General features: G+C 52.6%; 16 protein-coding genes and 5 pseudogenes. 16 read left to right on the top strand and 5 right to left on the bottom strand.

The features are described from left to right. From ACJHWK_RS10955 to ACJHWK_RS10935, 5 genes and pseudogenes are all read left to right on the top strand, one after another. Positions 1–700: bacteriophage T4 gp5 trimerisation domain-containing protein (locus tag ACJHWK_RS10955; RefSeq protein ID WP_175096799.1), on the top strand; the 700-nt coding region annotated here is incomplete at its 5' end. Positions 701–775: 75 nt separating this feature from the next. Continuing rightward, positions 776–5,275, top strand: a complete 4,500-nt coding sequence (locus ACJHWK_RS10950) for an RHS element core protein (RefSeq protein ID WP_170886273.1) — start codon at positions 776–778, stop codon at positions 5,273–5,275. Beyond that, complete coding sequence (locus ACJHWK_RS10945) at positions 5,275–5,652, top strand: hypothetical protein (protein ID WP_001077735.1); 378 nt, start codon at positions 5,275–5,277, stop codon at positions 5,650–5,652. The genes ACJHWK_RS10950 and ACJHWK_RS10945 overlap by 1 nt, the downstream gene beginning before the upstream one ends. Before the next feature lie 220 nt (positions 5,653–5,872). Continuing rightward, positions 5,873–7,005 (top strand): annotated as a pseudogene (locus tag ACJHWK_RS10940) (ISAs1 family transposase). An 18-nt stretch (positions 7,006–7,023) separates the two neighbouring features. Continuing rightward, positions 7,024–7,335, top strand: a pseudogene (locus ACJHWK_RS10935) (transposase); the annotation flags it as partial. 94 nt (positions 7,336–7,429) lie between these two features. Here the strand turns inward: ACJHWK_RS10935 and yafV are convergent. Beyond that, positions 7,430–8,200 (bottom strand): 2-oxoglutaramate amidase, encoded by a 771-nt coding sequence (gene yafV, locus ACJHWK_RS10930; protein WP_000015780.1) that lies wholly within the window; start codon positions 8,198–8,200, stop codon positions 7,430–7,432. A gap of 180 nt (positions 8,201–8,380) precedes the next feature. Between yafV and ivy the strand changes: the two genes are divergently transcribed. Beyond that, positions 8,381–8,827, top strand: a complete 447-nt coding sequence (gene ivy / locus ACJHWK_RS10925; protein WP_001308392.1) for an Ivy family C-type lysozyme inhibitor — start codon at positions 8,381–8,383, stop codon at positions 8,825–8,827. Between the two features lie 42 nt (positions 8,828–8,869). On the opposite strand, the gene fadE is transcribed toward ivy, so the two are convergent. Continuing rightward, the gene (gene fadE, locus ACJHWK_RS10920; RefSeq protein ID WP_000973081.1) at positions 8,870–11,314 is read right to left on the bottom strand and encodes an acyl-CoA dehydrogenase FadE; all 2,445 of its coding nucleotides are present in this window, start codon (positions 11,312–11,314) and stop codon (positions 8,870–8,872) included. 239 nt (positions 11,315–11,553) lie between these two features. On the opposite strand from fadE, the gene lpcA reads away from it, so the two are divergent. Further along, positions 11,554–12,132 carry a D-sedoheptulose 7-phosphate isomerase gene (gene lpcA, locus ACJHWK_RS10915; protein ID WP_000284050.1) on the top strand — a complete coding sequence of 193 codons (579 nt, stop codon included), beginning with the start codon at positions 11,554–11,556 and terminating at the stop codon, positions 12,130–12,132. A gap of 115 nt (positions 12,133–12,247) precedes the next feature. After that, positions 12,248–13,015, top strand: coding sequence for a class II glutamine amidotransferase (locus ACJHWK_RS10910; RefSeq protein WP_000333380.1), 768 nt, complete (start codon positions 12,248–12,250; stop codon positions 13,013–13,015). Here ACJHWK_RS10910 and dpaA read toward each other — a convergent pair. Further along, positions 12,986–13,726, bottom strand: coding sequence for a peptidoglycan meso-diaminopimelic acid protein amidase (gene dpaA, locus ACJHWK_RS10905; protein WP_001225679.1), 741 nt, complete (start codon positions 13,724–13,726; stop codon positions 12,986–12,988). The genes ACJHWK_RS10910 and dpaA overlap by 30 nt on opposite strands. Before the next feature lie 300 nt (positions 13,727–14,026). Between dpaA and ACJHWK_RS10900 the strand changes: the two genes are divergently transcribed. Then, positions 14,027–14,776: a C40 family peptidase gene (locus ACJHWK_RS10900; RefSeq protein WP_016233951.1), complete on the top strand. Its 750-nt coding sequence runs from the start codon at positions 14,027–14,029 to the stop codon at positions 14,774–14,776. Between the two features lie 56 nt (positions 14,777–14,832). Here ACJHWK_RS10900 and ACJHWK_RS10895 read toward each other — a convergent pair whose 3' ends face one another. Beyond that, positions 14,833–15,186, bottom strand: a complete 354-nt coding sequence (locus tag ACJHWK_RS10895; RefSeq protein WP_024166466.1) for a type II toxin-antitoxin system HicB family antitoxin — start codon at positions 15,184–15,186, stop codon at positions 14,833–14,835. A 78-nt stretch (positions 15,187–15,264) separates the two neighbouring features. Next, positions 15,265–16,983: pseudogene (locus ACJHWK_RS10890) on the bottom strand (flagellar biosynthesis protein FlhA); the annotation flags it as partial. Between ACJHWK_RS10890 and lafU the strand changes: the two are divergent. From lafU to prfH, 7 genes and pseudogenes are all read left to right on the top strand, one after another. Further along, entirely contained in the window at positions 16,949–17,734 is a 786-nt protein-coding gene (lafU, locus tag ACJHWK_RS10885; RefSeq protein ID WP_000207556.1) for a putative lateral flagellar export/assembly protein LafU, read from the top strand. The pseudogene ACJHWK_RS10890 and the gene lafU overlap by 35 nt on opposite strands. 70 nt (positions 17,735–17,804) lie before the next feature. Next, positions 17,805–18,860, top strand: a complete 1,056-nt coding sequence (dinB, locus tag ACJHWK_RS10880) for a DNA polymerase IV (protein ID WP_001226177.1) — start codon at positions 17,805–17,807, stop codon at positions 18,858–18,860. A gap of 51 nt (positions 18,861–18,911) precedes the next feature. Next, positions 18,912–19,205, top strand: coding sequence for a type I toxin-antitoxin system antitoxin YafN (gene yafN / locus ACJHWK_RS10875; RefSeq protein ID WP_000554758.1), 294 nt, complete (start codon positions 18,912–18,914; stop codon positions 19,203–19,205). 2 nt (positions 19,206–19,207) lie between these two features. Continuing rightward, positions 19,208–19,606, top strand: a complete 399-nt coding sequence (gene yafO / locus ACJHWK_RS10870) for a type II toxin-antitoxin system mRNA interferase toxin YafO (protein WP_410234836.1) — start codon at positions 19,208–19,210, stop codon at positions 19,604–19,606. Between the two features lie 9 nt (positions 19,607–19,615). Beyond that, the gene (locus tag ACJHWK_RS10865) at positions 19,616–20,068 is read left to right on the top strand and encodes a GNAT family N-acetyltransferase (protein WP_023144376.1); all 453 of its coding nucleotides are present in this window, start codon (positions 19,616–19,618) and stop codon (positions 20,066–20,068) included. Between the two features lie 244 nt (positions 20,069–20,312). Continuing rightward, positions 20,313–20,519, top strand: a pseudogene (locus ACJHWK_RS10860) (RNA ligase RtcB family protein); the annotation flags it as partial. After that, positions 20,515–20,867: pseudogene (gene prfH / locus ACJHWK_RS10855) on the top strand (peptide chain release factor H); the annotation flags it as partial. The pseudogenes ACJHWK_RS10860 and prfH, both read left to right, overlap by 5 nt. Positions 20,868–20,921: the final 54 nt, after the last annotated feature.

The raw sequence follows: 20,921 nt of genomic DNA, 5'->3' as shown, positions 1-20,921 counted from the left end.
ACTGAAGTTTGACGATGCGACAGGGAAAGAACAGGTCTACATCCACGCGCAGAAGAACATGAACACCGAGGTGCTGAATAACCGCACCACGGATGTGATAAACAACCATGCCGAAAAAATAGGTAACAACCAGGCGATCACCGTTACCAATAACCAGATCCAGAACATTGGCGTTAATCAGATACAGACGGTTGGTGTCAACCAGGTGGAAACGGTAGGCAGCAACCAGATTGTCAAAGTGGGTTCAAACCAGGTTGAAAAGGTGGGGATCATTCGTGCGCTGACGGTGGGCGTGGCTTACCAGACGACGGTAGGCGGCATCATGAATACCTCGGTGGCGTTGTTGCAGTCCTCACAGGTAGGGCTGCATAAATCACTGATGGTGGGAATGGGCTACAGCGTCAATGTAGGGAATAACGTCACCTTCTCGGTGGGCAAGACGATGAAGGAAAACACCGGACAAACAGCAGTTTATTCTGCCGGTGAGCATCTGGAACTCTGCTGCGGTAAGGCAAGGTTGGTGCTGACGAAGGACGGAAGCATATTTCTCAATGGTACGCACATTCATCTGGAAGGAGAGTCGGATGTGAACGGTGATGCGCCGGTGATTAACTGGAACTGTGGTGCCACACAACCTGTACCGGATGCGCCTGTGCCGAAAGATTTACCCCCCGGAATGCCGGATATGCGGCAATTTTGAGTCAGGTGCAAAAAATTAAAACGGAACTGGTGCAGTGACCAGATAAACCATATTAAAAGCAGAAGGAATTGATTCATGGGTGGAAAACCGGCGGCGCGGCAGGGTGACATGACCCGCAAGGGACTGGATATTGTGCAGGGTTCAGCAGGGGTGCTGATAGGTGCGCCAACCGGTGTGGCCTGCTCGGTGTGTCCCACAGGGGAAGCCACGCCGAAATATGGCAATCCGGTAAACCCGCTGCTGGGAGCGAAGGTGCTGCCGGGCGAGACGGACCTTGCGCTGCCCGGCCCGTTGCCGTTTATTCTTTCCCGCGCCTACAGCAGCTACCGGACCAGGACGTCCGCGCCGGTGGGGGTGTTTGGTCCCGGCTGGAAAGCCCCCTTCGATATCCGCTTACAGGTTCATGAGCGGGAACTGATACTCAACGACAACGGCGGCAGGAGCATTCACTTTGAGCCGCTGTTTCCCGGCGAGATAAGCTACAGCCGCAGCGAGTCACTCTGGCTGGCGCGGGGCGGGGTGGCGGCGCAGCACAGTTCGCAGCCGCTAAGCGCGCTCTGGCAGGTGCTGCCGGAAGATGTTCGCCTGAGTCCGCATGTGTACCTGGCGACAAACAGCCTTCAGGGGCCGTGGTGGATACTCGGCTGGCCGGAGCGGGTGCCGGAAGTGGACGAGGTGCTGCCGCCGGAGCCGCCCGCATACCGGGTGCTGACGGGCGTGGTGGACGGCTTCGGGCGGACGCTGGCCTTCCACCGGGCGGCGGAGGGTGACGTGGCGGGCGCGGTGACGGGGGTGACGGACGGTGCGGGCCGTCGTTTTCACCTGGCGCTGAGCACGCAGGCGCAGCGGGCGGAAGCCTTCCGTAAACAGCGCGAGTCTTCCTTATCTTCCCCTGCCGGTCCCCGTTCTGTTTCCTCTTCTCAGGTTTTCCCCGATACGCTGCCCGCCGGTACAGAATACGGTGCCGATAACGGTATCCGGCTGGAGGCGGTGTGGCTGACACACGACCCGGCATACCCGGATGAACAGCCGACTGCGCCGCTGGCGCGCTACACGTACACGGCCAGCGGAGAACTGCGGGCGGTGTATGACCGCAGCGGGACGCAGGTGCGCGGGTTTACTTATGATGTGGCGCACGCCGGGCGGATGGTGGCGCACCATTATGCGGGGAGGCCGGAGAGCCGCTACCGGTATGATGATACCGGCCGGGTGACGGAGCAGGTCAACCCGGAGGGGCTGGACTACCGCTTTGAGTACGGAGAGAGCCGGGTAATCATCACGGACAGCCTGAACAGGCGGGAGGTGCTGTACACGGAAGGCGAAGGTGGCCTGAAGCGGGTGGTGAAGAAGGAACATGCGGACGGGAGCATCACCCGCAGCGAGTATGATGAGGCGGGGAGGCTGAAGGCGCAGACGGATGCGGCGGGACGGCGGACGGAGTACCGGCTGCATATGGCGTCTGGAAAGCTGACTTCAGTGATACTGCCGGACGGCAGGACGGTGCGGTATGGCTACAACAGCCAGCGGCAGGTGACGTCAGTGACGTACCCGGACGGGCTGCGCAGCAGCCGGAAATATGACCGTCAGGGCAGGCTGGCGGAAGAGATCTCGCGCAACGGTAACATTACGCGCTGGTTTTATGACTCCCCCCGCAGTAGCCTGCCCGGCGCGGTGGAAGACGGAACCGGGGTGACGCGGAGAATAACGCGAAACCGGTACGGTCAGCTTCAGGCGTTTACGGACTGCTCGGGGTACACGACGCGGTATGAGTATGACCGGTGCGGTCAACAAATCGCCGTTCACCGGGAGGAAGGCATCAGCACTTACAGCAGTTATAACCCGCGTGGCCAACTGGTCAGTCAGAAGGATGCGCAGGGGCGGGAGACCCGTTATGAGTACAGCGCCGCAGGCGACCTGACAGCAACGATATCACCGGACGGTAAACGCAGCACCATCGAATATGATAAACGCGGGCGTCCGGTGAGTGTGACGGAAGGCGGTCTGACGCGCAGCATGGGGTATGACGCTGCCGGGCGCATCACCGTGCTGACCAACGAGAACGGCAGCCAGTCCACGTTCCGGTATGACCCGGTGGACAGGCTGACGGAGCAGCGCGGCTTTGACGGCAGGACGCAGCGTTACCGGTACAGCGCCACAGGGCAGCTTGTCCACAGTGAAGACGAGGGGCTTATCACCCTCTGGCACTACGATGCGTCGGACCGCATCACGCACCGGACGGTGAACGGCGACCCGGCGGAGCAGTGGCAGTATGATGAGTACGGGTGGTTAACCACCATCAGCCATACCAGTGAAGACCACCGCGTGTCGGTCCACTACGGCTATGACGATAAAGGCCGCCTGACGGGCGAACGGCAGACGGTGGAGAACCCGGAGACGGGGGAGATGCTGTGGGAGCATGAGACGAAGCACGCGTACAGCGAACAGGGGCTGGCGACCCGTCAGGAGCCGGACGGTCTGCCGCCGGTGGAGTGGCTGACGTATGGCAGCGGTTATCTTGCGGGAATGAAGCTGGGTGGTACGCCACTGGTCGAGTACACGCGGGACCGGCTGCACCGTGAGACGGCCCGCAGCTTCGGCGGGGAGGCATATGAGCTTGCCACCGCCTGGAATACCAGCGGCCAGCTCCGGAGCAGGCACCTGAACCTTCCGCAGCTTGACCGTGACTACGACTGGAACGACAACGGACAGCTAATTCGCATCAGCGGCCCGCAGGAGAGCCGGGAGTACCGTTACAGCGACACGGGAAGGCTGACGGGCGTCCACACCACGGCAGCGAACCTGGACATTGATATCCCGTATGCGACGGACCCGGCAGGAAACCGGCTGCCGGACCCGGAACTGCACCCGGACAGCACCCTCACGGCATGGCCGGATAACCGCATCACGGAAGATGCGCACTATGTCTACCGCTACGATAAATACGGCAGGCTGGCGGAGAAGACGGACCGTATCCCGGAAGGGGTGATACGGATGCACGACGAGCGGACGCACCACTACCATTACGACAGCCAGCACCGCCTGGTGTTCTACACGCGGATACAGCACGGCGAGCCACAGGTGGAGAGCCGCTACCTCTATGACCCGCTGGGCCGCCGGACGGGAAAACGGGTGTGGCGGCGGGAGCGTGACCTGACGGGGTGGATGTCGCTGTCGCGTAAACCGGAGGTGACCTGGTACGGGTGGGACGGCGACAGGCTGACGACGGTACAGACCGACACCACGCGTATCCAGACGGTATACCAGCCGGGGAGCTTCACGCCGCTCCTGAGAATCGAAACAGAGAATGGCGAACAGGCGAAGGCGCGGCACCGTAGCCTGGCGGAGGTGTTGCAGGAGGACACGGGTGTGACGCTACCGGCGGAGCTGGCGGTGATGCTGGGGAGGCTGGAGCGGGAACTGCGGCAGGGCAGCGTGAGTGAAGAAAGCCAGCAGTGGCTTGCACAGTGTGGGTTGACGGCGGAACAGATGGCGGCGCAACTGGAGGCGGAATACATCCCGGAGAGGAAACTTCATCTTTACCACTGTGACCACCGTGGGCTGCCGCAGGCGCTTATCAGCCCGGAAGGGGAAACGGCGTGGCGCGGGGAGTATGACGAGTGGGGAAACCTGCTGGGAGAGGAAAGCACGCAGCACCTTCAACAGTCACTCCGTCTGCCGGGGCAGCAGTATGATGAGGAGTCGGGGCTGTACTACAACCGTCACCGGTACTATGACCCGCTACAGGGGAGGTATATCACCCAGGATCCGATTGGGCTGAAGGGGGGATGGAACCTGTATGCGTATCCACTGAACCCGGTGCAACGGCTGGATCCGCTGGGATTAAGTGCGGCGTTGGGCGCAGGAGCATTAACTGCCATGGGAACTGGTTCTGAAGTAGGTACAGAGATCGGTTCGGTAGGAGGCCCTCCGGGGATGTTAGTCGGTGCGGCAGTCGGTACGGTGGTTATTGGTGGTGGTATAATAATATACAACAATCGCGAGGCTGTTGGGGACGCGATTGAGAAAAGTATGGAGATGCAGGGTGAAGCCGAATTATTAAATGCACAAAGTCAAATGGAATTCTGGCGAGATCCCTATGGTGCTTTTTCCAGCGTGTTTGGAAATGATGATTCATCAAAAGAGAATCCAAATGTCGGGAAGGATTTGACGGAGGAAGAGAAGAACTGCCTGGGTGGTGGCAGTACGGGAAGCCCGGGAGGATGGGGACCAGAAGATGAGAATAGCGCAAGAGATCGTATGCAGCATGAACGGTATAAAGATGAATTGCGACAGAAGATGGGAAAACCTGACGTTACAGATTCAAATTTGAAAAATATTATAGACGATCTTTATCGGCCAAATGCAAAAGTAGGAAGTGGAAGCACAGCAGATGCTGTTCGTTATGAATTGGCCACAGGTGAAAAAGTTGGTGGTAGAGGACATGTATTGAAAGCACAGGATTATACAAGGGCTTTACAGGATTGGTTGGATAAGAATCCAACAGCATCTCCAGGGGATCGAGCAGCAGCAGAAAACGTTCTTCAGGATTTACAGAATGCTTTGGGAGGCAAGTAATGAACCAATATATTGCTAATTATATAGAAAAAATGGCATCGTTTTCCACTGTTTTGTCTGAGACAGTCTCATTAGCTAATGAATACTGGCATCCAGAAACTCCACCGGTGGTTATGTTGTTCTCTCAGATTGGAAAAACGATTGTAAAAAATTTTTATGAAATGGGTGATATTGAAAGAGAAAAAATATTTAAACATGTCGAAGATGGTATGGTCTCGATTGATGATGAATTGGCCACAGTTGTAGCTACAGGGCTTATAGAGGCAATAGTCACTGCGACCGATAGCAATTCTTTACTTTGGAAAGATGTAAGTAAATTTTTGGGTGATAAATCAAAGTCTCATGCATTAGTGTGGAAAGATTTTGGTCAGGAGTGATATTCTTTAAGAAGTATTAAGTTCGCTATTGAGGCCTTAATACTTCTTGAAGTTAAATTAAAGTTAGGGTGAAGTGCAGGGAAAGATCACGTAACGCTGCTTTTTTGTACTAAACAATTCGCATTTTATGCTTAAAAATTGAGATATTCCTCATTACCTAAAGCTGTTTTTTATTGCTTATACATGATCAAATACTCCTTACATAATTAAGGAGAACAAAATAGAACTTAAAAAATTGATGGGGCATATTTCTATTATCCCCGATTACAGACAAGCCTGGAAAGTGGAACATAAATTATCGGATATTCTACTGTTGACTATTTGTGCTGTTATTTCGGGTGCGGAAGGTTGGGAAGATATAGAGGATTTTGGGGAAACACATCTCGATTTTTTAAAACAATACGGTGATTTTTAAAATGGTATTCCTGTTCACGATACCATCGCCAGAGTTGTATCCTGTATCAGTCCTGCAAAATTTCACGAGTGCTTTATTAACTGGATGCGAGATTGCCATACTTCAGATGATAAAGACGTCATCGCAATTGATGGAAAAACACTCCGGCATTCTTATGACAAGAGTCGCCGCAAGGGAGCGATTCATGTCATTAGTGCGTTCTCAACAATGCACAGTCTGGTCATCGGACAGATCAGGACGGATGAGAAATCCAATGAAATTACAGCTATCCCAGAACTTCTTAACATGCTGGATATTAAAGGAAAAATCATCACAACTGATGCGATGGGTTGCCAGAAAGATATTGCAGAGAAGATACAAAAACAGGGAGGTGATTATTTATTCGCTGTAAAAGGAAACCAGGGGCGGCTAAATAAAGCCTTCGAGAATTTCCGCTGAAAGAATTAAATAATCCAGAGCATGACAGTTACGCAATGAGTGAAAAGAGTCACGGCAGAGAAGAAATCCGTCTTCACATTGTTTGCGATGTCCCTGATGAACTTATTGATTTCACGTTTGAATGGAAAGGTCTGAAGAAATTATGCGTGGCAGTCTCCTTTCGGTCAATAATAGCAGAACAAAAGAAAGAGCCAGAAATGACGGTCAGATATTATATTAGTTCTGCTGATTTAACCGCAGAGAAGTTCGCCACAGCAATCCGAAACCACTGGCACGTGGAGAATAAGCTGCACTGGCGTCTGGACGTGGTAATGAATGAAGACGACTGCAAAATAAGAAGAGGAAATGCAGCAGAATTATTTTCAGGGATACGGCACATCGCTATTAATATTTTGACGAATGATAAGGTATTCAAGGCAGGGTTAAGACGTAAGATGCGAAAAGCAGCCATGGACAGAAACTATCTGGCGTCAGTCCTTGCGGGGAGCGGGCTTTCGTAATCTTTCCCTGGGAAGGAATGGGATGCACGGTACCCGCAGATAAGTCGCAGCTGGCGGGCAAACTGGCCGAATGTTGCCACATTCTTCGTGTACCCGGAGGCGATCCGCAAGGTTATCTACACCACTAACGCAATCGAATCGCTGAATAGCATCATCACACATGCGATAAAGAAACGGAAAGTGTTCCCGACAGATGAGTCGGTGAAAAAAGTGGTGTGGCTGGCTTTCCAGTCAGCGTCGCAAAAATGGACGATGCCACTTCAGGACTGGCGGATAGGGATGAGTCGCTTTATTATCGAGTTCGGTGACCGCCTTGACGGTCACTTCTGAGAAAGGCATTTACACAGAATGATGGACAGGCTCCGGGCTTTCGTAATCTTGCCCTGACCCGTAGTCTTACCCCGCCCCTAAACACAACACCCACTCACCACAACCTAAACTCATCCGCATCCCGCCATGCCGGAAACTTTTCTCTATATTCCCGCAATGCCACCATCGACAGCTCCGCATCAATGCGCGTTGCCTGATGCGCGTCGGCAGTAGCGATAATCTCGCCCTGTGGATTAATCACCCGGCTGTCACCGCGATAATGGCAGCCGTTGCCATCGCTGCCGACGCGATTGCATCCCGCCACATACGCCTGATTCTCAATCGCGCGGGCCGTCAGCAATGCCTGCCAGTGCAGAGAGCGCGGAGCAGGCCAGTTGGCAACGTAGATGGCGAGGTCATAATCGTTGAGATTGCGCGACCACACCGGAAAACGTAAGTCGTAGCACACCAGCGGCAAAATACGCCAGCCGCGCCATTCCACAATCACTCGCGCATTGCCCGCTTTATAATGTAGATGCTCATCTGCCATGCGGAACAGATGACGCTTATCATAAAAATGTACCGTGCCGCCCGGCTCAACCAGCAAAAAGCGGTTAACCGAACCAGACTCCGTTTGTAATGCAACACTGCCTGCAATCAGCGCATTGCACTGCTGCGCTTTGGCTGTCATCCAGTTCACTACGTCATCTTGTGCTAGCGACGAAGCTGCCGCTTCCATGGCAAAGCCGCTGGTAAACATCTCCGGTAGAACGATCACATCGCGTCCGGTAATACCTTCCAGTTGACGATCAAAATGACGCAGGTTGGCAGGACCATCCATCCACACCAGTGGTTGCTGTAAAAGCGTAATCTTCAAACCAGACACGGTGTACAACTCCTTTATGCGAAGGGTTTTATAACTCTAACACCTTATCAGGCAGTTGCCTTAGCGCAGAATAAATTGATAACAAATGCTGATATTGGAAATATCTGATTTGCAAATTATCGTGTTATCGCCAGGCTTTAGGAGGTTAATAACATGGGCAGGATAAGCTCGGGAGGAATGATGTTTAAGGCAATAACGACAGTCGCCGCTCTGGTCATCGCCACCAGTGCAATGGCGCAGGATGATTTAACCATTAGCAGCCTTGCAAAGGGCGAAACCACCAAAGCTGCGTTTAATCAGATGGTGCAAGGGCATAAGCTGCCTGCCTGGGTGATGAAAGGCGGTACTTATACCCCTGCACAAACCGTAACGTTGGGAGATGAGACGTATCAGGTGATGAGCGCGTGCAAACCGCATGACTGTGGCTCGCAACGTATCGCTGTGATGTGGTCCGAGAAATCTAATCAGATGACGGGGCTGTTCTCGACCATTGATGAGAAAACGTCGCAAGAGAAACTCACCTGGTTGAATGTGAACGATGCGCTTTCGATTGATGGTAAAACGGTGCTGTTCGCGGCGTTGACCGGCAGCCTGGAAAACCATCCGGATGGCTTTAATTTTAAATAATTAGCGGATAAAGAAACGGAGCCTTTCGGCTCCGTTATTCAATTACGCGGCTTCAACTTTCCGCACTTTCTCCGGCAACTTTACCGGCTTCGTCGCCAGCTCTTCCGGATCAAAGTCATCAACATTAATACTGCGCAGACGGCTTTCTTCAGCTTTCACCAGAATAGCGGCTTCATCTTTATCAATCAGCCCCTTCGCCAGCGCGTTGTGCGCCAGTTCATCCAGACGGGTAAATGGCAGGTTTTTACCCAGCTCTTTACAGATCCGCTGATGAATCGGGTCGGCGGCAATCACATCCACCAGCGCCTCTTCCAGCAAGCCAACCGGATTATGCTCGCTCGGCGTCAGGTACTGACCGCGACCAATACGTGAGCGAGTGGCGTTCGGCACTTGTAAAATCTTCGCCACTTTATGATCCAGCTTGTCAGACGGTGCCAGATAATGACGTCCGGTCGGGAAGATCACTACATTCAGCAGCCCGGCAACCACGCGGTTCGGGAAGTTTTGCAGTAAATCGTCCATCGCCTGTTCAGCCTGATACAGCGCATCCTGTACGCCCCAGTGCACCAGCGGCAGATCGGCTTCATTACGGCCTTCGTCGTCATAACGCTTCAGAACGGCAGAGGCGAGGTAAAGCTGGCTTAAAATATCCCCCAGACGTGCCGAGATACGCTCGCGACGTTTCAGGCTGCCGCCCAGCACAGCCATCGAGACATCAGAAAGCAGGGCGAGGTTGGCGCTCAGGCGGTTCAGGTGTTGATAGTAGCGTTTAGTGGCATCGCCGGTTGGCGTGCTGCTGGTTAAACCGCGCGTCAGGCCCAGCCAGAAGCTGCGAACTTTGTTGCTACCGACGTGACCGATATGTTTGAACAGCAGTTTATCGAACGCATTTACGTCATTGTTCTTCGCCGCTTCCATCTCTTCCAGCACGTACGGATGGCAACGAATCGCTCCTTGTCCGAAGATCATCATGCTGCGGGTCAGAATGTTAGCCCCTTCAACGGTTATGGCAATCGGTGCGCCCTGGTAAGCACGCGCCAGGAAGTTGCTCTGCCCGAGCATAATGCCTTTGCCACCAGTGATATCCATCGCATCAATAATCGATTGCTGCCCCCGGTGGGTACAGTGATACTTAACGATAGCCGACAACACGGCGGGTTTTTCACCGAGCATAATGCCGTAGGTAATCAGCGATGCCGCAGCATCCATCACGTAGGCATTCCCGGCAATACGCGCCAGCGGCTCTTCAATCCCTTCCATCTTACCGATAGAGATTTTGAACTGACGGCGAATGTGCGCATACGCACCCGTTGCCAGCGCTACCGATTTCACGCCGCCGGTTGAGTTGGAAGGCAGGGTGATGCCGCGGCCTACCGAGAGGCACTCCACCAGCATCCGCCAGCCTTGCCCGGCCATTTTTGGTCCGCCGATAATGTAATCGATCGGTACGAAGACATCTTTACCGCGCGTCGGTCCGTTCTGGAACGGTACGTTTAGCGGGAAGTGGCGACGACCAATTTCCACGCCCGGCGTGGTGGTCGGGATCAGCGCACAGGTAATACCTAAATCTTCTGCGCCACCCAGCAGTTTTTCCGGGTCGGAGAGTTTAAACGCCAGACCAAGCACGGTCGCAATCGGTGCGAGCGTAATGTAGCGTTTGTTCCAGGTCAGACGCATTCCCAGCACCTGCTGGCCCTGCCATTCGCCCATGCAGACAATCCCGGTATCCGGGATAGCGCCTGCATCGGAACCCGCTTCCGGGCTGGTCAGTGCAAAGCAAGGGATTTCCTGACCACGCGCCAGACGCGGCAGATAGTGATCTTTCTGCTCGTCAGTGCCGTAATGTTGCAGCAGCTCGCCCGGACCTAATGAGTTTGGCACGCCGACGGTAATCGCCAGGATCCCGCTCACGCCGGAGAGTTTTTGCAGCACGCGAGACTGGGCATAAGCCGAGAACTCCAGCCCGCCGTACTCTTTTTTGATGATCATCGCGAAGAAACGATGCTCTTTAAGGTACGCCCACAACTCCGGCGGCAGATCCGCCAGCTCATGAGTAATCTGGAAATCATTCGCCATCCGGCAGGCTTCTTCTACCGGGCCGTCGAGAAACGCTTGCTCTTCTGCGGTCAGGCGCGGCTGCGGATAGTTATGCAGCTTTTTCCAGTCCGGCTTGCCCTGGAACAAATCGCCTTCCCACCAGGTGGTGCCCGCATCAATCGCTTCTTTCTCAGTGCGCGACATCGGCGGCATCACCTTACGGAAACCGCGAAATACCGGCGCGGAAATCATCGACTTACGCATAGGCGCAAAGTTAAATGGCACGAGGATAATGGCCAGAGGCACCAGTACCCACGCCGACCACAGACCAGCAACGCCGAGTGCGGCTGTCCAGGCGAGCAAAATCAGACTGCTGATAAATAAGCTCACGCGGTGATAGAACAACGCGCCGAGCAGGACAACCGTAGCGAGAATACTCAAAATCATCATAACGAAAAGCCCCTTACTTGTAGGAGGTCTGACCACTTGTGATGATATGGTTGTAGTGGATGTAAAAACATTTAGCAATGTGTTTACAATATAATTACAACAAAGCTCACATTGTTGCTGTTTTTATCCGCACTTCAGGTCAAAAAGTCCTGGTCATAGCACCTGCCCGTACTTCTCGCTTTTGGCGGTATCCGGTACACTGCATTTTGTCTATTACATTTATGCTGAAGGATATCCTCATGTACCAGGATCTTATTCGTAACGAACTGAACGAAGCGGCGGAAACGCTGGCTAACTTTTTAAAAGATGACGCCAATATTCACGCCATTCAGCGCGCGGCGGTCCTGTTAGCAGACAGCTTTAAAGCCGGTGGCAAGGTGCTTTCCTGTGGCAACGGCGGCTCCCATTGCGACGCTATGCACTTTGCCGAAGAGTTGACCGGTCGCTACCGTGAAAACCGTCCGGGCTACCCGGCGATTGCCATTTCTGACGTTAGTCATATTTCCTGCGTCGGTAACGATTTTGGTTTCAATGATATTTTCTCCCGTTACGTTGAAGCGGTAGGTCGCGAAGGCGATGTACTGCTGGGGATCTCCACTTCCGGTAACTCTGCGAACGTGATCAAAGCGATCGCGGCGGCGCGTGAGAAGGGGATGAAAGTGATCACCCTGACCGGTAAAGACGGCGGCAAAATGGCTGGCACGGCGGATATCGAAATTCGCGTACCGCACTTTGGTTATGCCGACCGCATTCAGGAGATTCACATTAAAGTGATCCATATCCTGATCCAGTTAATTGAAAAAGAGATGGTTAAGTAAGGTCTTTTCTCCCTTTCAGGGAGAGGGCCGGGGTGAGGGTAACAGCCTGCACCTTTGTACTTTTTAATCAATCTTCGCCGGGAGCCATGCGCTCCCGCTGTTGTGGAGGTTACCCATGTGCGAATTGCTCGGGATGAGCGCCAACGTCCCTACCGATATCTGCTTTAGTTTCACCGGACTTGTACAGCGTGGTGGTGGAACCGGGCCACATAAAGATGGCTGGGGCATTACCTTTTACGAAGGTAAAGGCTGTCGCACATTTAAAGATCCGCAACCCAGCTTTAATTCCCCCATCGCCAAACTTGTCCAGGACTACCCGATAAAATCCTGTTCGGTGGTGGCTCATATTCGCCAGGCGAATCGGGGCGAGGTGGCGCTGGAAAATACTCACCCGTTTACCCGCGAGTTATGGGGGCGTAACTGGACTTATGCCCATAATGGGCAACTGACGGGCTATAAATCACTGGAAACCGGCAACTTCCGCCCGGTCGGTGAAACCGACAGCGAAAAAGCCTTCTGCTGGCTCCTGCATAAATTAACGCAGCGTTACCCGCGCACACCGGGTAACATGGCGGCAGTGTTTAAATATATCGCCTCACTGGCGGATGAACTGCGGCAGAAGGGCGTTTTCAACATGCTGCTTTCTGACGGGCGCTATGTAATGGCGTATTGCTCGACTAATTTACACTGGATCACCCGTCGTGCGCCGTTTGGCGTGGCAACGTTGCTGGATCAGGATGTGGAAATCGACTTCAGCTCGCAGACCACACCGAATGATGTGGTCACGGTGATTGCAACACAGCCGCTGACGGGCAATGAAACCTGGCAAAAGATTATGCCAGGCGAATGGCGCTTATTTTGCCTCGGGGAGCGTGTAGTTTGATGCCAGCTGTGGCTGCACAACTTCGTGGCTTAACGGCTTGCTGACCACGTAACGACCATTGACCACAGAAACGGTCGGTGGCTTACGGGTTTGCTCAAAATAGTCGTAACCTGGCTTCAGCTGCTCCCAGAAGTCCTTAAAGTTGGAATATTTATGGCGCTTCATATTGGCGTCGGTCATGCGGAACGGGTAAATACTCACTTGCACGCTCGGCTGACCAAAAACCAGCGCACCAGTAACGAACTGGAAGATCTCATCAATACCCTGATTGGTCATCGCGTAGCAGCCGATGGAAACACAATCGCCGTGGATCATCAGGTATTTCCCTTCATAACCATGCGCACGGTCATAGGCATTGGGGAATCCAATATTAATTGCTTTGTAGTAACGGCTGTCTGGTTTTAACTGATTACGCTGGACGCTATAAAACCCTTCCGGGCTTTTGAAATCGCCCTGACGCTGTTTTGGCCCTAAGCCGCCGGAATATTTACAGATTTTATAACTGTCGAGCAGCTGATATTGCTCGCCCATTTTGACGTAGAGATCGAGCGTACGTTCTTCCTTGAAGATCTGGATGTAGACAGGGGATCCCATCAACTGCTGCTTATACTCTTTGCTCACTGGCGTGGTTGAGCTACTGCTGCCCAGCAAACCGGCAAACGAAACGCACGGGATCAACAACATCGCAAGAATTAATGCGATTTTACGCATACTGCTTATTCCTTGATAAAACGGTTACACACGCCAGGACGGCAAAATGGATCCCAAATCGGAATAGTCTGGATTTGGAAGGCTCACATTATCACCAAAAGAGTTTTACGCAAGCCTGTCGGCGCAGGGTTTACAAATTTAGCACAGGGGCAGTTTTCATTAGTCCGAAAAGCGCATGTATCACTTATTTCCTAAGATTATGAAACCTCGTAACTAATATGCAAATAAGCAATTAATAATCCCGTTTACTCCCCCAACCTTTTAAAATTCTCTCCTTCATTCAGCTAGTTTATGTCCTTCATGTCTTCGTTCTTTCACGGCAGATTTCTGCATCCAGGCGTGTTTTCGTTATGCGTTTTGCTCCCTTTACTCGCCAGCGCCACCACATCACATATCTCTTTCAGCTACGCCGCCCGCCAGCGGATGCAAAACCGGGCGCGTTTATTAAAACAGTACCAAACCCATCTGAAAAAGCAGGCCAGCTACATTGTGGAAGGCAATGCCGAAAGCAGAAAGGCGCTGCGCCAGCACAACCGCGAACAGATAAAACAGCATCCAGAATGGTTTCCTGCGCCGCTCAAGGCGAGTGACAGACGCTGGCAGGCGCTGGCGGAGAACAACCATTTCTTAAGCAGCGACCATCTACACAACATCACCGAAGTGGCGATTCACCGCCTGGAGCAGCAGCTTGGCAAGCCTTACGTCTGGGGCGGCACGCGGCCCGATCAAGGCTTCGACTGTAGCGGGTTGGTTTTTTATGCCTACAACAAGATCCTCGAGGCGAAGCTCCCACGCACGGCTAATGAGATGTATCACTATCGCCGGGCAACCATTGTGGCGAATAACGACCTGCGCCGGGGAGATTTGCTGTTTTTTCATATCCACAGCCGCGAGATTGCCGACCATATGGGCGTGTATCTGGGCGATGGACAGTTTATTGAGTCGCCGCGCACCGGGGAAACCATACGGGTAAGTCGGTTAGCTGAACCTTTCTGGCAGGACCATTTTTTAGGCGCGCGCCGGATTTTGACGGAAGAGACGATTTTGTAAATGGGTAATATTGACGAACTGGCAAAAGGTCGGATGCCACGCGGCATCCGACCTGTTTACATCTGGGCTGAAAACTCACGTTCTAAGACATCAACAATGAGCTGGTTTTTTGAAATGGAATGTTGTCTGGCGACGATGGTCAGCCGCGAATCAATGTGATGAGGAACACGAAGCGTCAGGCGTTTTTGCTCTTCTTCACGAAAAGGGGCAATGCCGTCCTCTTCACAATCCGCCATCCACTCATCCAGCGCACTTTCACCTTCCCGGTATAACGCCTCAATGCTTGTCGCTACAAAGTCGCAATAACCATTTACATTGAGAAATTTGCCGCGAAATGCGTTGATATCGGCTTCAAATGTCACTGCGGCTGGTTGACCTTTAATGGTGATAATGTTCGATGCTTGAGATATTAATAAACGCGTTTTCATCATCTTATCAATCCCTGACGTCATAAATTGATGTCATCGTATTGTGTTTCTTAAAAGGCATCAACTCAGCGCCCCCATAATCTTCAACTCCAGCTCATCCGGCACTTCGTTATACGACAGCACATGCAGCCCCGGCGCAAACAACCTTGCATAGCGCGCCAGCAATGGACGCAGTTGCGGCGGCACCAGCAGCACCGGGTCTTTCCCCGCCGCTTTCATCTGCTCTTTTACCTGCGGCATCGTGCTCTGGAACTGGTTAAGCATATTCGGGTCCACCGGCACACTGTCGAGCATCACTTTGCCGGCCTGTTGCGCTTGATTCACTACGTTGGTCAGCAGATTTTCCAGCTCATTATTCAGCGTATACACCGTCAGCTCCTGCTTGCGAACGAACGGATGGGTAATGCTGCGCCGCAGCGCCAGGCGCACATCTGCCGCCAGCAGAATATGATCTTTGGTCACCGCGCTACTGGCAACCAGCACGGTGGCGATGGTGACGATATCGCGCAGGGAAACGCCTTCGGTCAGCAGCGCCCGGTACACTTTCAGCAACTGGCTGTAATTGAGCGCCGCGCTTAAATCCTCCGCCAGTCGCGGTGCCATCGACGACAAACGGTTATGCAACTGCGTGATGTCATCATAGTTAAATAGATCAGGAATATAGCTGCGCACAATCTTGTTCACATGCGTGGCAATCACGCTGGCGCTGTCGATCACCTGATACCCCATATTCAGCGCTTTCGCTTTCTGCGCGGGCTGGATCCAGGTCACCGGCATCCCGTACGCCGGGTCGTTCCCCAGCACGCCGTCTATCTCGCCGTAGGTTTCGCTGGAGGGCAGCGCCATCAGTTTATCCGCCGGAATATCCGCTTCATCGGCCTTAATGCCGTTGATGAAAATGGCGTACTGACTGGGCTTGAGGCGGAAGTTTTCCCGAATACGGATCTCCGGCAGCAGCACGCCGTTGCCGTCGGATATCACTTGCCGCACGCCGCGAATACGCTGGGTGAGTGGGTTACCCTGCGCTTTATCGACCAGCGCAACCAGCTTGTAGCCGAGGCTTAAGCTGATAGGTTCGATCAGCGGAATAGTTTCCCAACTGACCTGTTGCTCGCTGGTTTCGGTGATGGTGCGGGTCAGCGTTTCGAGGCTTTTCTCTTCCGCCTCCGCCGCCTGCGGGCGTTTGCTCATCCGCCAGCCGGTAAAGCCAAGCAGGGCGCTGAACAGCAAAAATGGCAGATGCGGCATCCCCGGCACCACCGCCAGCACAAACATGATCCCGGTAGCGGTGTAGAGCACCGACGGGCTTGCCAGCAACTGGTTACGCACGTCATGGGCAATATCGCCGTTGTCGCTGACGCGGGTGACGATAATCGCCGCCGCGGTGGAAAGCAGCAGGGACGGGATCTGCGCCACCAGGCCGTCGCCGATGGTCATCAGCACATATTGCTGGAAGGCGGCATCGGCGCTCAGGTTGTATTTGAAGATCCCGATACAGACGCCGCCGATCAGGTTGATCGCCAGAATCATCATCCCGGCGATGGCATCCCCGCGCACAAACTTCGATGCCCCGTCCATTGCGCCGTAGAAATCGGCCTCGCTGGCAACATCTTTACGCCGGGTTTGCGCCTGCGCCTGGTTGATCAACCCGGCGTTAAGATCGGCGTCAATCGCCATCTGTTTGCCGGGCATCGCGTCCAGGGTAAAGCGGGCAGAAACCTCGGAAATACGCTCGGCCCCTTTGGTGACGACGATAAAGTTGATTGTCAACAGCGTCAGTAAATCCGAGCGTGAAAGCATTATCGCCGCGCTGCACGGGCAGTCGATTTTCAATGGCGGCGGGTTGTCGCCGTTAAATAAAATCAGCCCGTCTCATCCGCCAAAACCTGCCACCGTGGCGGTGCCGGAAGAGACGGAGAAAAAAGCGCGTGACGTCAATGAGAAAACGGCGCTGCTGAAGAAGAAATCCGCTACTGAGCTTGGCGAGCTGGCGACCAGTATCAACACCATTGCCCGTGATGCACATATGGAAGCGAATCTGGAGATGGAGATTGTTCCCCAGGGATTGCGCGTGCTGATTAAAGATGACCAGAACCGCAATATGTTTGAACGCGGCAGCGCACAGATTATGCCGTTCTTTAAAACTTTGCTGGTGGAGCTCGCGCCAGTGTTCGACTCGCTCGATAACAAAATTATTATTACAGGGCATACCGATGCGATGGCCTACAAAAACAATATCTACAACAACTGGAACCTTTCGGGCGATCGCGCGCTTTCGGCCCGTCGGGTGCTGGAAGAGGCTGGAATGCCGGAAGATAAAGTGATGCAGGTAAGCGCAATGGCGGACCAGATGCTGCTGGATGCCAAAAATCCGCAAAGCGCGGGCAACCGACGCATTGAGATTATGGTGCTGACCAAAAGTGCGTCCGATACGCTGTATCAATACTTTGGTCAGCATGGGGATAAAGTGGTGCAGCCGCTGGTGCAAAAGCTGGATAAGCAGCAGGTGCTTTCGCAGCGAACGCGCTAGATGCTGAATCTTTACGCATTTCTCAAACCCTGAAATCACTGTATACTTTACCAGTGTTGAGAGGTGAGCAATGCGTAAAATCATTCATGTGGATATGGACTGCTTTTTCGCCGCAGTGGAGATGCGCGACAATCCCGCCCTGCGCGATATCCCTATTGCTATTGGCGGCAGCCGCGAACGTCGGGGGGTGATCAGCACCGCCAATTATCCCGCGCGTAAATTTGGCGTACGTAGCGCTATGCCGACAGGGATGGCGCTCAAATTATGCCCACATCTCACCTTGCTTCCGGGGCGCTTTGACGCCTACAAAGAAGCCTCAAATCATATCCGTGAAATCTTCTCGCGCTACACCTCGCGTATTGAACCGTTGTCACTGGATGAAGCCTATCTCGATGTCACTGATAGCGTCCATTGCCACGGTTCTGCGACCCTCATCGCCCAGGAAATCCGCCAGACAATCTTCAACGAGCTGCAACTGACGGCGTCTGCGGGCGTGGCACCAGTAAAGTTTCTCGCCAAAATCGCCTCCGACATGAATAAACCCAACGGCCAGTTTGTGATTACGCCGGCAGAAGTTCCGACATTTTTACAAACCTTACCGCTGGCAAAAATCCCCGGCGTCGGCAAAGTCTCGGCGGCAAAACTGGAAGCGATGGGGCTGCGGACCTGCGGTGATGTGCAAAAGTGTGATCTGGTGACTCTGCTCAAACGTTTTGGCAAATTTGGCCGCATTTTGTGGGAGCGTAGTCAGGGGATTGACGAGCGCGACGTTAACAGCGAACGGTTGCGAAAATCTGTCGGCGTGGAACGCACGATGGCGGAAGATATTCATCACTGGTCTGAATGTGAAGCGATTATCGAGCGGCTGTATCCGGAACTTGAACGTCGTCTGGCAAAAGTAAAACCTGATTTACTGATTGCTCGCCAGGGGGTGAAATTAAAGTTCGACGATTTTCAGCAAACTACTCAGGAGCACGTCTGGCCGCGGCTGAATAAAGCTGATCTAATCGCCACCGCGCGTAAAACCTGGGATGAACGCCGCGGCGGGCGCGGTGTGCGACTGGTGGGGCTGCATGTGACGTTGCTTGACCCTCAAATGGAAAGACAACTGGTGCTGGGATTATGATGTATACTATTATGTCTATTCTGGTGTGCATTATTATGAGGGGATCACTGTATGCATCGAATTCTCGCTGAAAAATCGGTCAATATCACTGAGTTACGTAAAAACCCAGCTAAATACTTTATTGATCAACCGGTTGCGGTTCTTTCTAATAATCGCCCCGCAGGATATCTCTTAAGTGCCAGCGCATTCGAAGCGTTAATGGACATGCTTGCTGAACAAGAGGAGAAAAAGCCCATAAAGGCGCGCTTCCGTCCGAGTGCTGCAAGATTAGAGGAAATTACACGCCGCGCTGAACAATATCTTAATGATATGACGGATGATGATTTCAATGACTTTAAGGAATAAGGATGCGGGTATTCAAAACAAAACTTATTCGCCTGCAACTTACAGCAGAGGAACTTGATGCGTTAACGGCGGATTTTATTTCCTATAAGCGTGACGGTATTTTGCCAGATATATTTGGTCGCGATGCACTCTACGACGACTCGTTTACCTGGCCATTAATCAAATTTGAGCGAGTTGCTCATATTCATCTGGCAAATGTGAATAATCCATTTCCGCCACAGTTGCGCCAATTCAGCGGAACGAATGACGAAGCGCATTTGGTATATTGTCAGGGGGCGTTTGATGAGCAAGCATGGTTGCTCATTGCCATTCTGAAGCCTGAACCTCATAAACTGGCTCGAGATAACAACCAAATGCATAAAATTGGAAAAATGGCAGAAGCGTTTCGCATGCGTTTTTGAATTTATATTATGAATAACATACAAATAAGAGATTATCAGCCTGGCGATTTTCAGCAACTATGCGCTATTTTCATTAGAGCGGTTACGATGACCGCCAGTCAGCATTATTCACCACAACAAATTGCCGCCTGGGCGCAGATTGACGAATCTCGCTGGAAGGAGAAACTCGCGAAATCACAAGTGCGGGTTGCAGTCATTAATGCAAAACTGGTCGGCTTTATTACCTGCGTTGAACACTATATCGATATGTTATTTGTTGACCCTGAATACACCCGCCGTGGGGTTGCCAGCGCTTTGTTAAAACCTTTGATTAAGTCTGAATCCGAACTTACAGTGGACGCCAGCATAACCGCAAAACCCTTTTTTGAACGTTATGGTTTTCAGACAGTTAAGCAGCAGCGCGTTGAATGCAGGGGAGCGTGGTTTACTAATTTTTCTATGCGATATAAACCGCAACATTAAATCCAGCTTGCAATGAAAATAACGCCCGCCTGGTATGTGCGCGTTTTCTTATTCCACAAACTGCAAGGAGGTAAATCATGACAAATCCTTTATCAATGACTCTTTGCAGACCTTTCCAGGATTAATTCTTTTTTCTTGCCCTGGATTCGTCTGCCATTTCCTGATTTTTATATTTATATACTCTAAATAATTCGAGTCGCAGTACATGCAACTTGAAGTATGACGAGTATAAATGGAATGATACATGGGCAAATATATTCGTCCCTTATCCGATGCGGTATTTACCATCGCATCTGATGACCTGTGGATCGAGAGTTTAGCGATTCAACAATTACACACCACGGCAAATTTACCCAACATGCAGCGCGTAGTAGGGATGCCAGATTTACACCCCGGACGCGGCTACCCGATTGGCGCAGCGTTATTCTCTGTTGGTCGTTTTTACCCGGCAAGACGTCGCGGTAACGGTGCTGGAAACAGAAACGGGCCGCTACTCTGACACGCTGCGTTCGGCGCTGATTTCTCTGGATGGCGATAACGCATGGGCATTAAGCGAAAGTTGGTGCGGCACTATTCAGTGGATTTGTCCGAGTCCGTATCGGCCTCATCATGGGCGCAAAAACTTGTTTCTGGGCATGCTAACAAGCGGCTGGCGCGATTGCTGATTGCCTGGACGCTGGAACAACAGCAACAGGAAAATAGCGCGGTGCTGAAATCGCGGCGGCGAATGTTCCATCACCAGATTGAACGTGGCAACCCGAGACGGACATTTACAGGGATGGCTTTTATCGAAGGATAATGAAGGATGAAACTGCCGGAAGGCGATTAAACGCCATCCGGCAGCAAATCAAAT

Origin of the sequence: Escherichia sp. WS547 (assembly GCF_046486065.1) — a bacterium.
Lineage (GTDB): Bacteria > Pseudomonadota > Gammaproteobacteria > Enterobacterales > Enterobacteriaceae > Escherichia > Escherichia coli.
The sequence above is the reverse complement of the archived record's forward strand: the minus strand, read 5'-3'. Positions and strand labels throughout refer to the sequence as shown.

Bases quoted from the DNA above. Each gene is read 5' to 3' on its own strand.
- ivy (WP_001308392.1), top strand. From the start codon at position 8,381: ATGTTTAAGGCAATAACGACAGTCGCCGCTCTGGTCATCGCCACCAGT.
- ACJHWK_RS10865 (WP_023144376.1), top strand. From the start codon at position 19,616: ATGAATAACATACAAATAAGAGATTATCAGCCTGGCGATTTTCAGCAA.
- ACJHWK_RS10910 (WP_000333380.1), top strand. From the start codon at position 12,248: ATGTGCGAATTGCTCGGGATGAGCGCCAACGTCCCTACCGATATCTGC.
- ACJHWK_RS10945 (WP_001077735.1), top strand. From the start codon at position 5,275: ATGAACCAATATATTGCTAATTATATAGAAAAAATGGCATCGTTTTCC.
- ACJHWK_RS10950 (WP_170886273.1), top strand. From the start codon at position 776: ATGGGTGGAAAACCGGCGGCGCGGCAGGGTGACATGACCCGCAAGGGA.
- yafO (WP_410234836.1), top strand. From the start codon at position 19,208: ATGCGGGTATTCAAAACAAAACTTATTCGCCTGCAACTTACAGCAGAG.
- fadE (WP_000973081.1), bottom strand. From the start codon at position 11,314: ATGATGATTTTGAGTATTCTCGCTACGGTTGTCCTGCTCGGCGCGTTG.
- dpaA (WP_001225679.1), bottom strand. From the start codon at position 13,726: ATGCGTAAAATCGCATTAATTCTTGCGATGTTGTTGATCCCGTGCGTT.
- lpcA (WP_000284050.1), top strand. From the start codon at position 11,554: ATGTACCAGGATCTTATTCGTAACGAACTGAACGAAGCGGCGGAAACG.
- yafN (WP_000554758.1), top strand. From the start codon at position 18,912: ATGCATCGAATTCTCGCTGAAAAATCGGTCAATATCACTGAGTTACGT.
- ACJHWK_RS10900 (WP_016233951.1), top strand. From the start codon at position 14,027: ATGTCTTCGTTCTTTCACGGCAGATTTCTGCATCCAGGCGTGTTTTCG.
- dinB (WP_001226177.1), top strand. From the start codon at position 17,805: ATGCGTAAAATCATTCATGTGGATATGGACTGCTTTTTCGCCGCAGTG.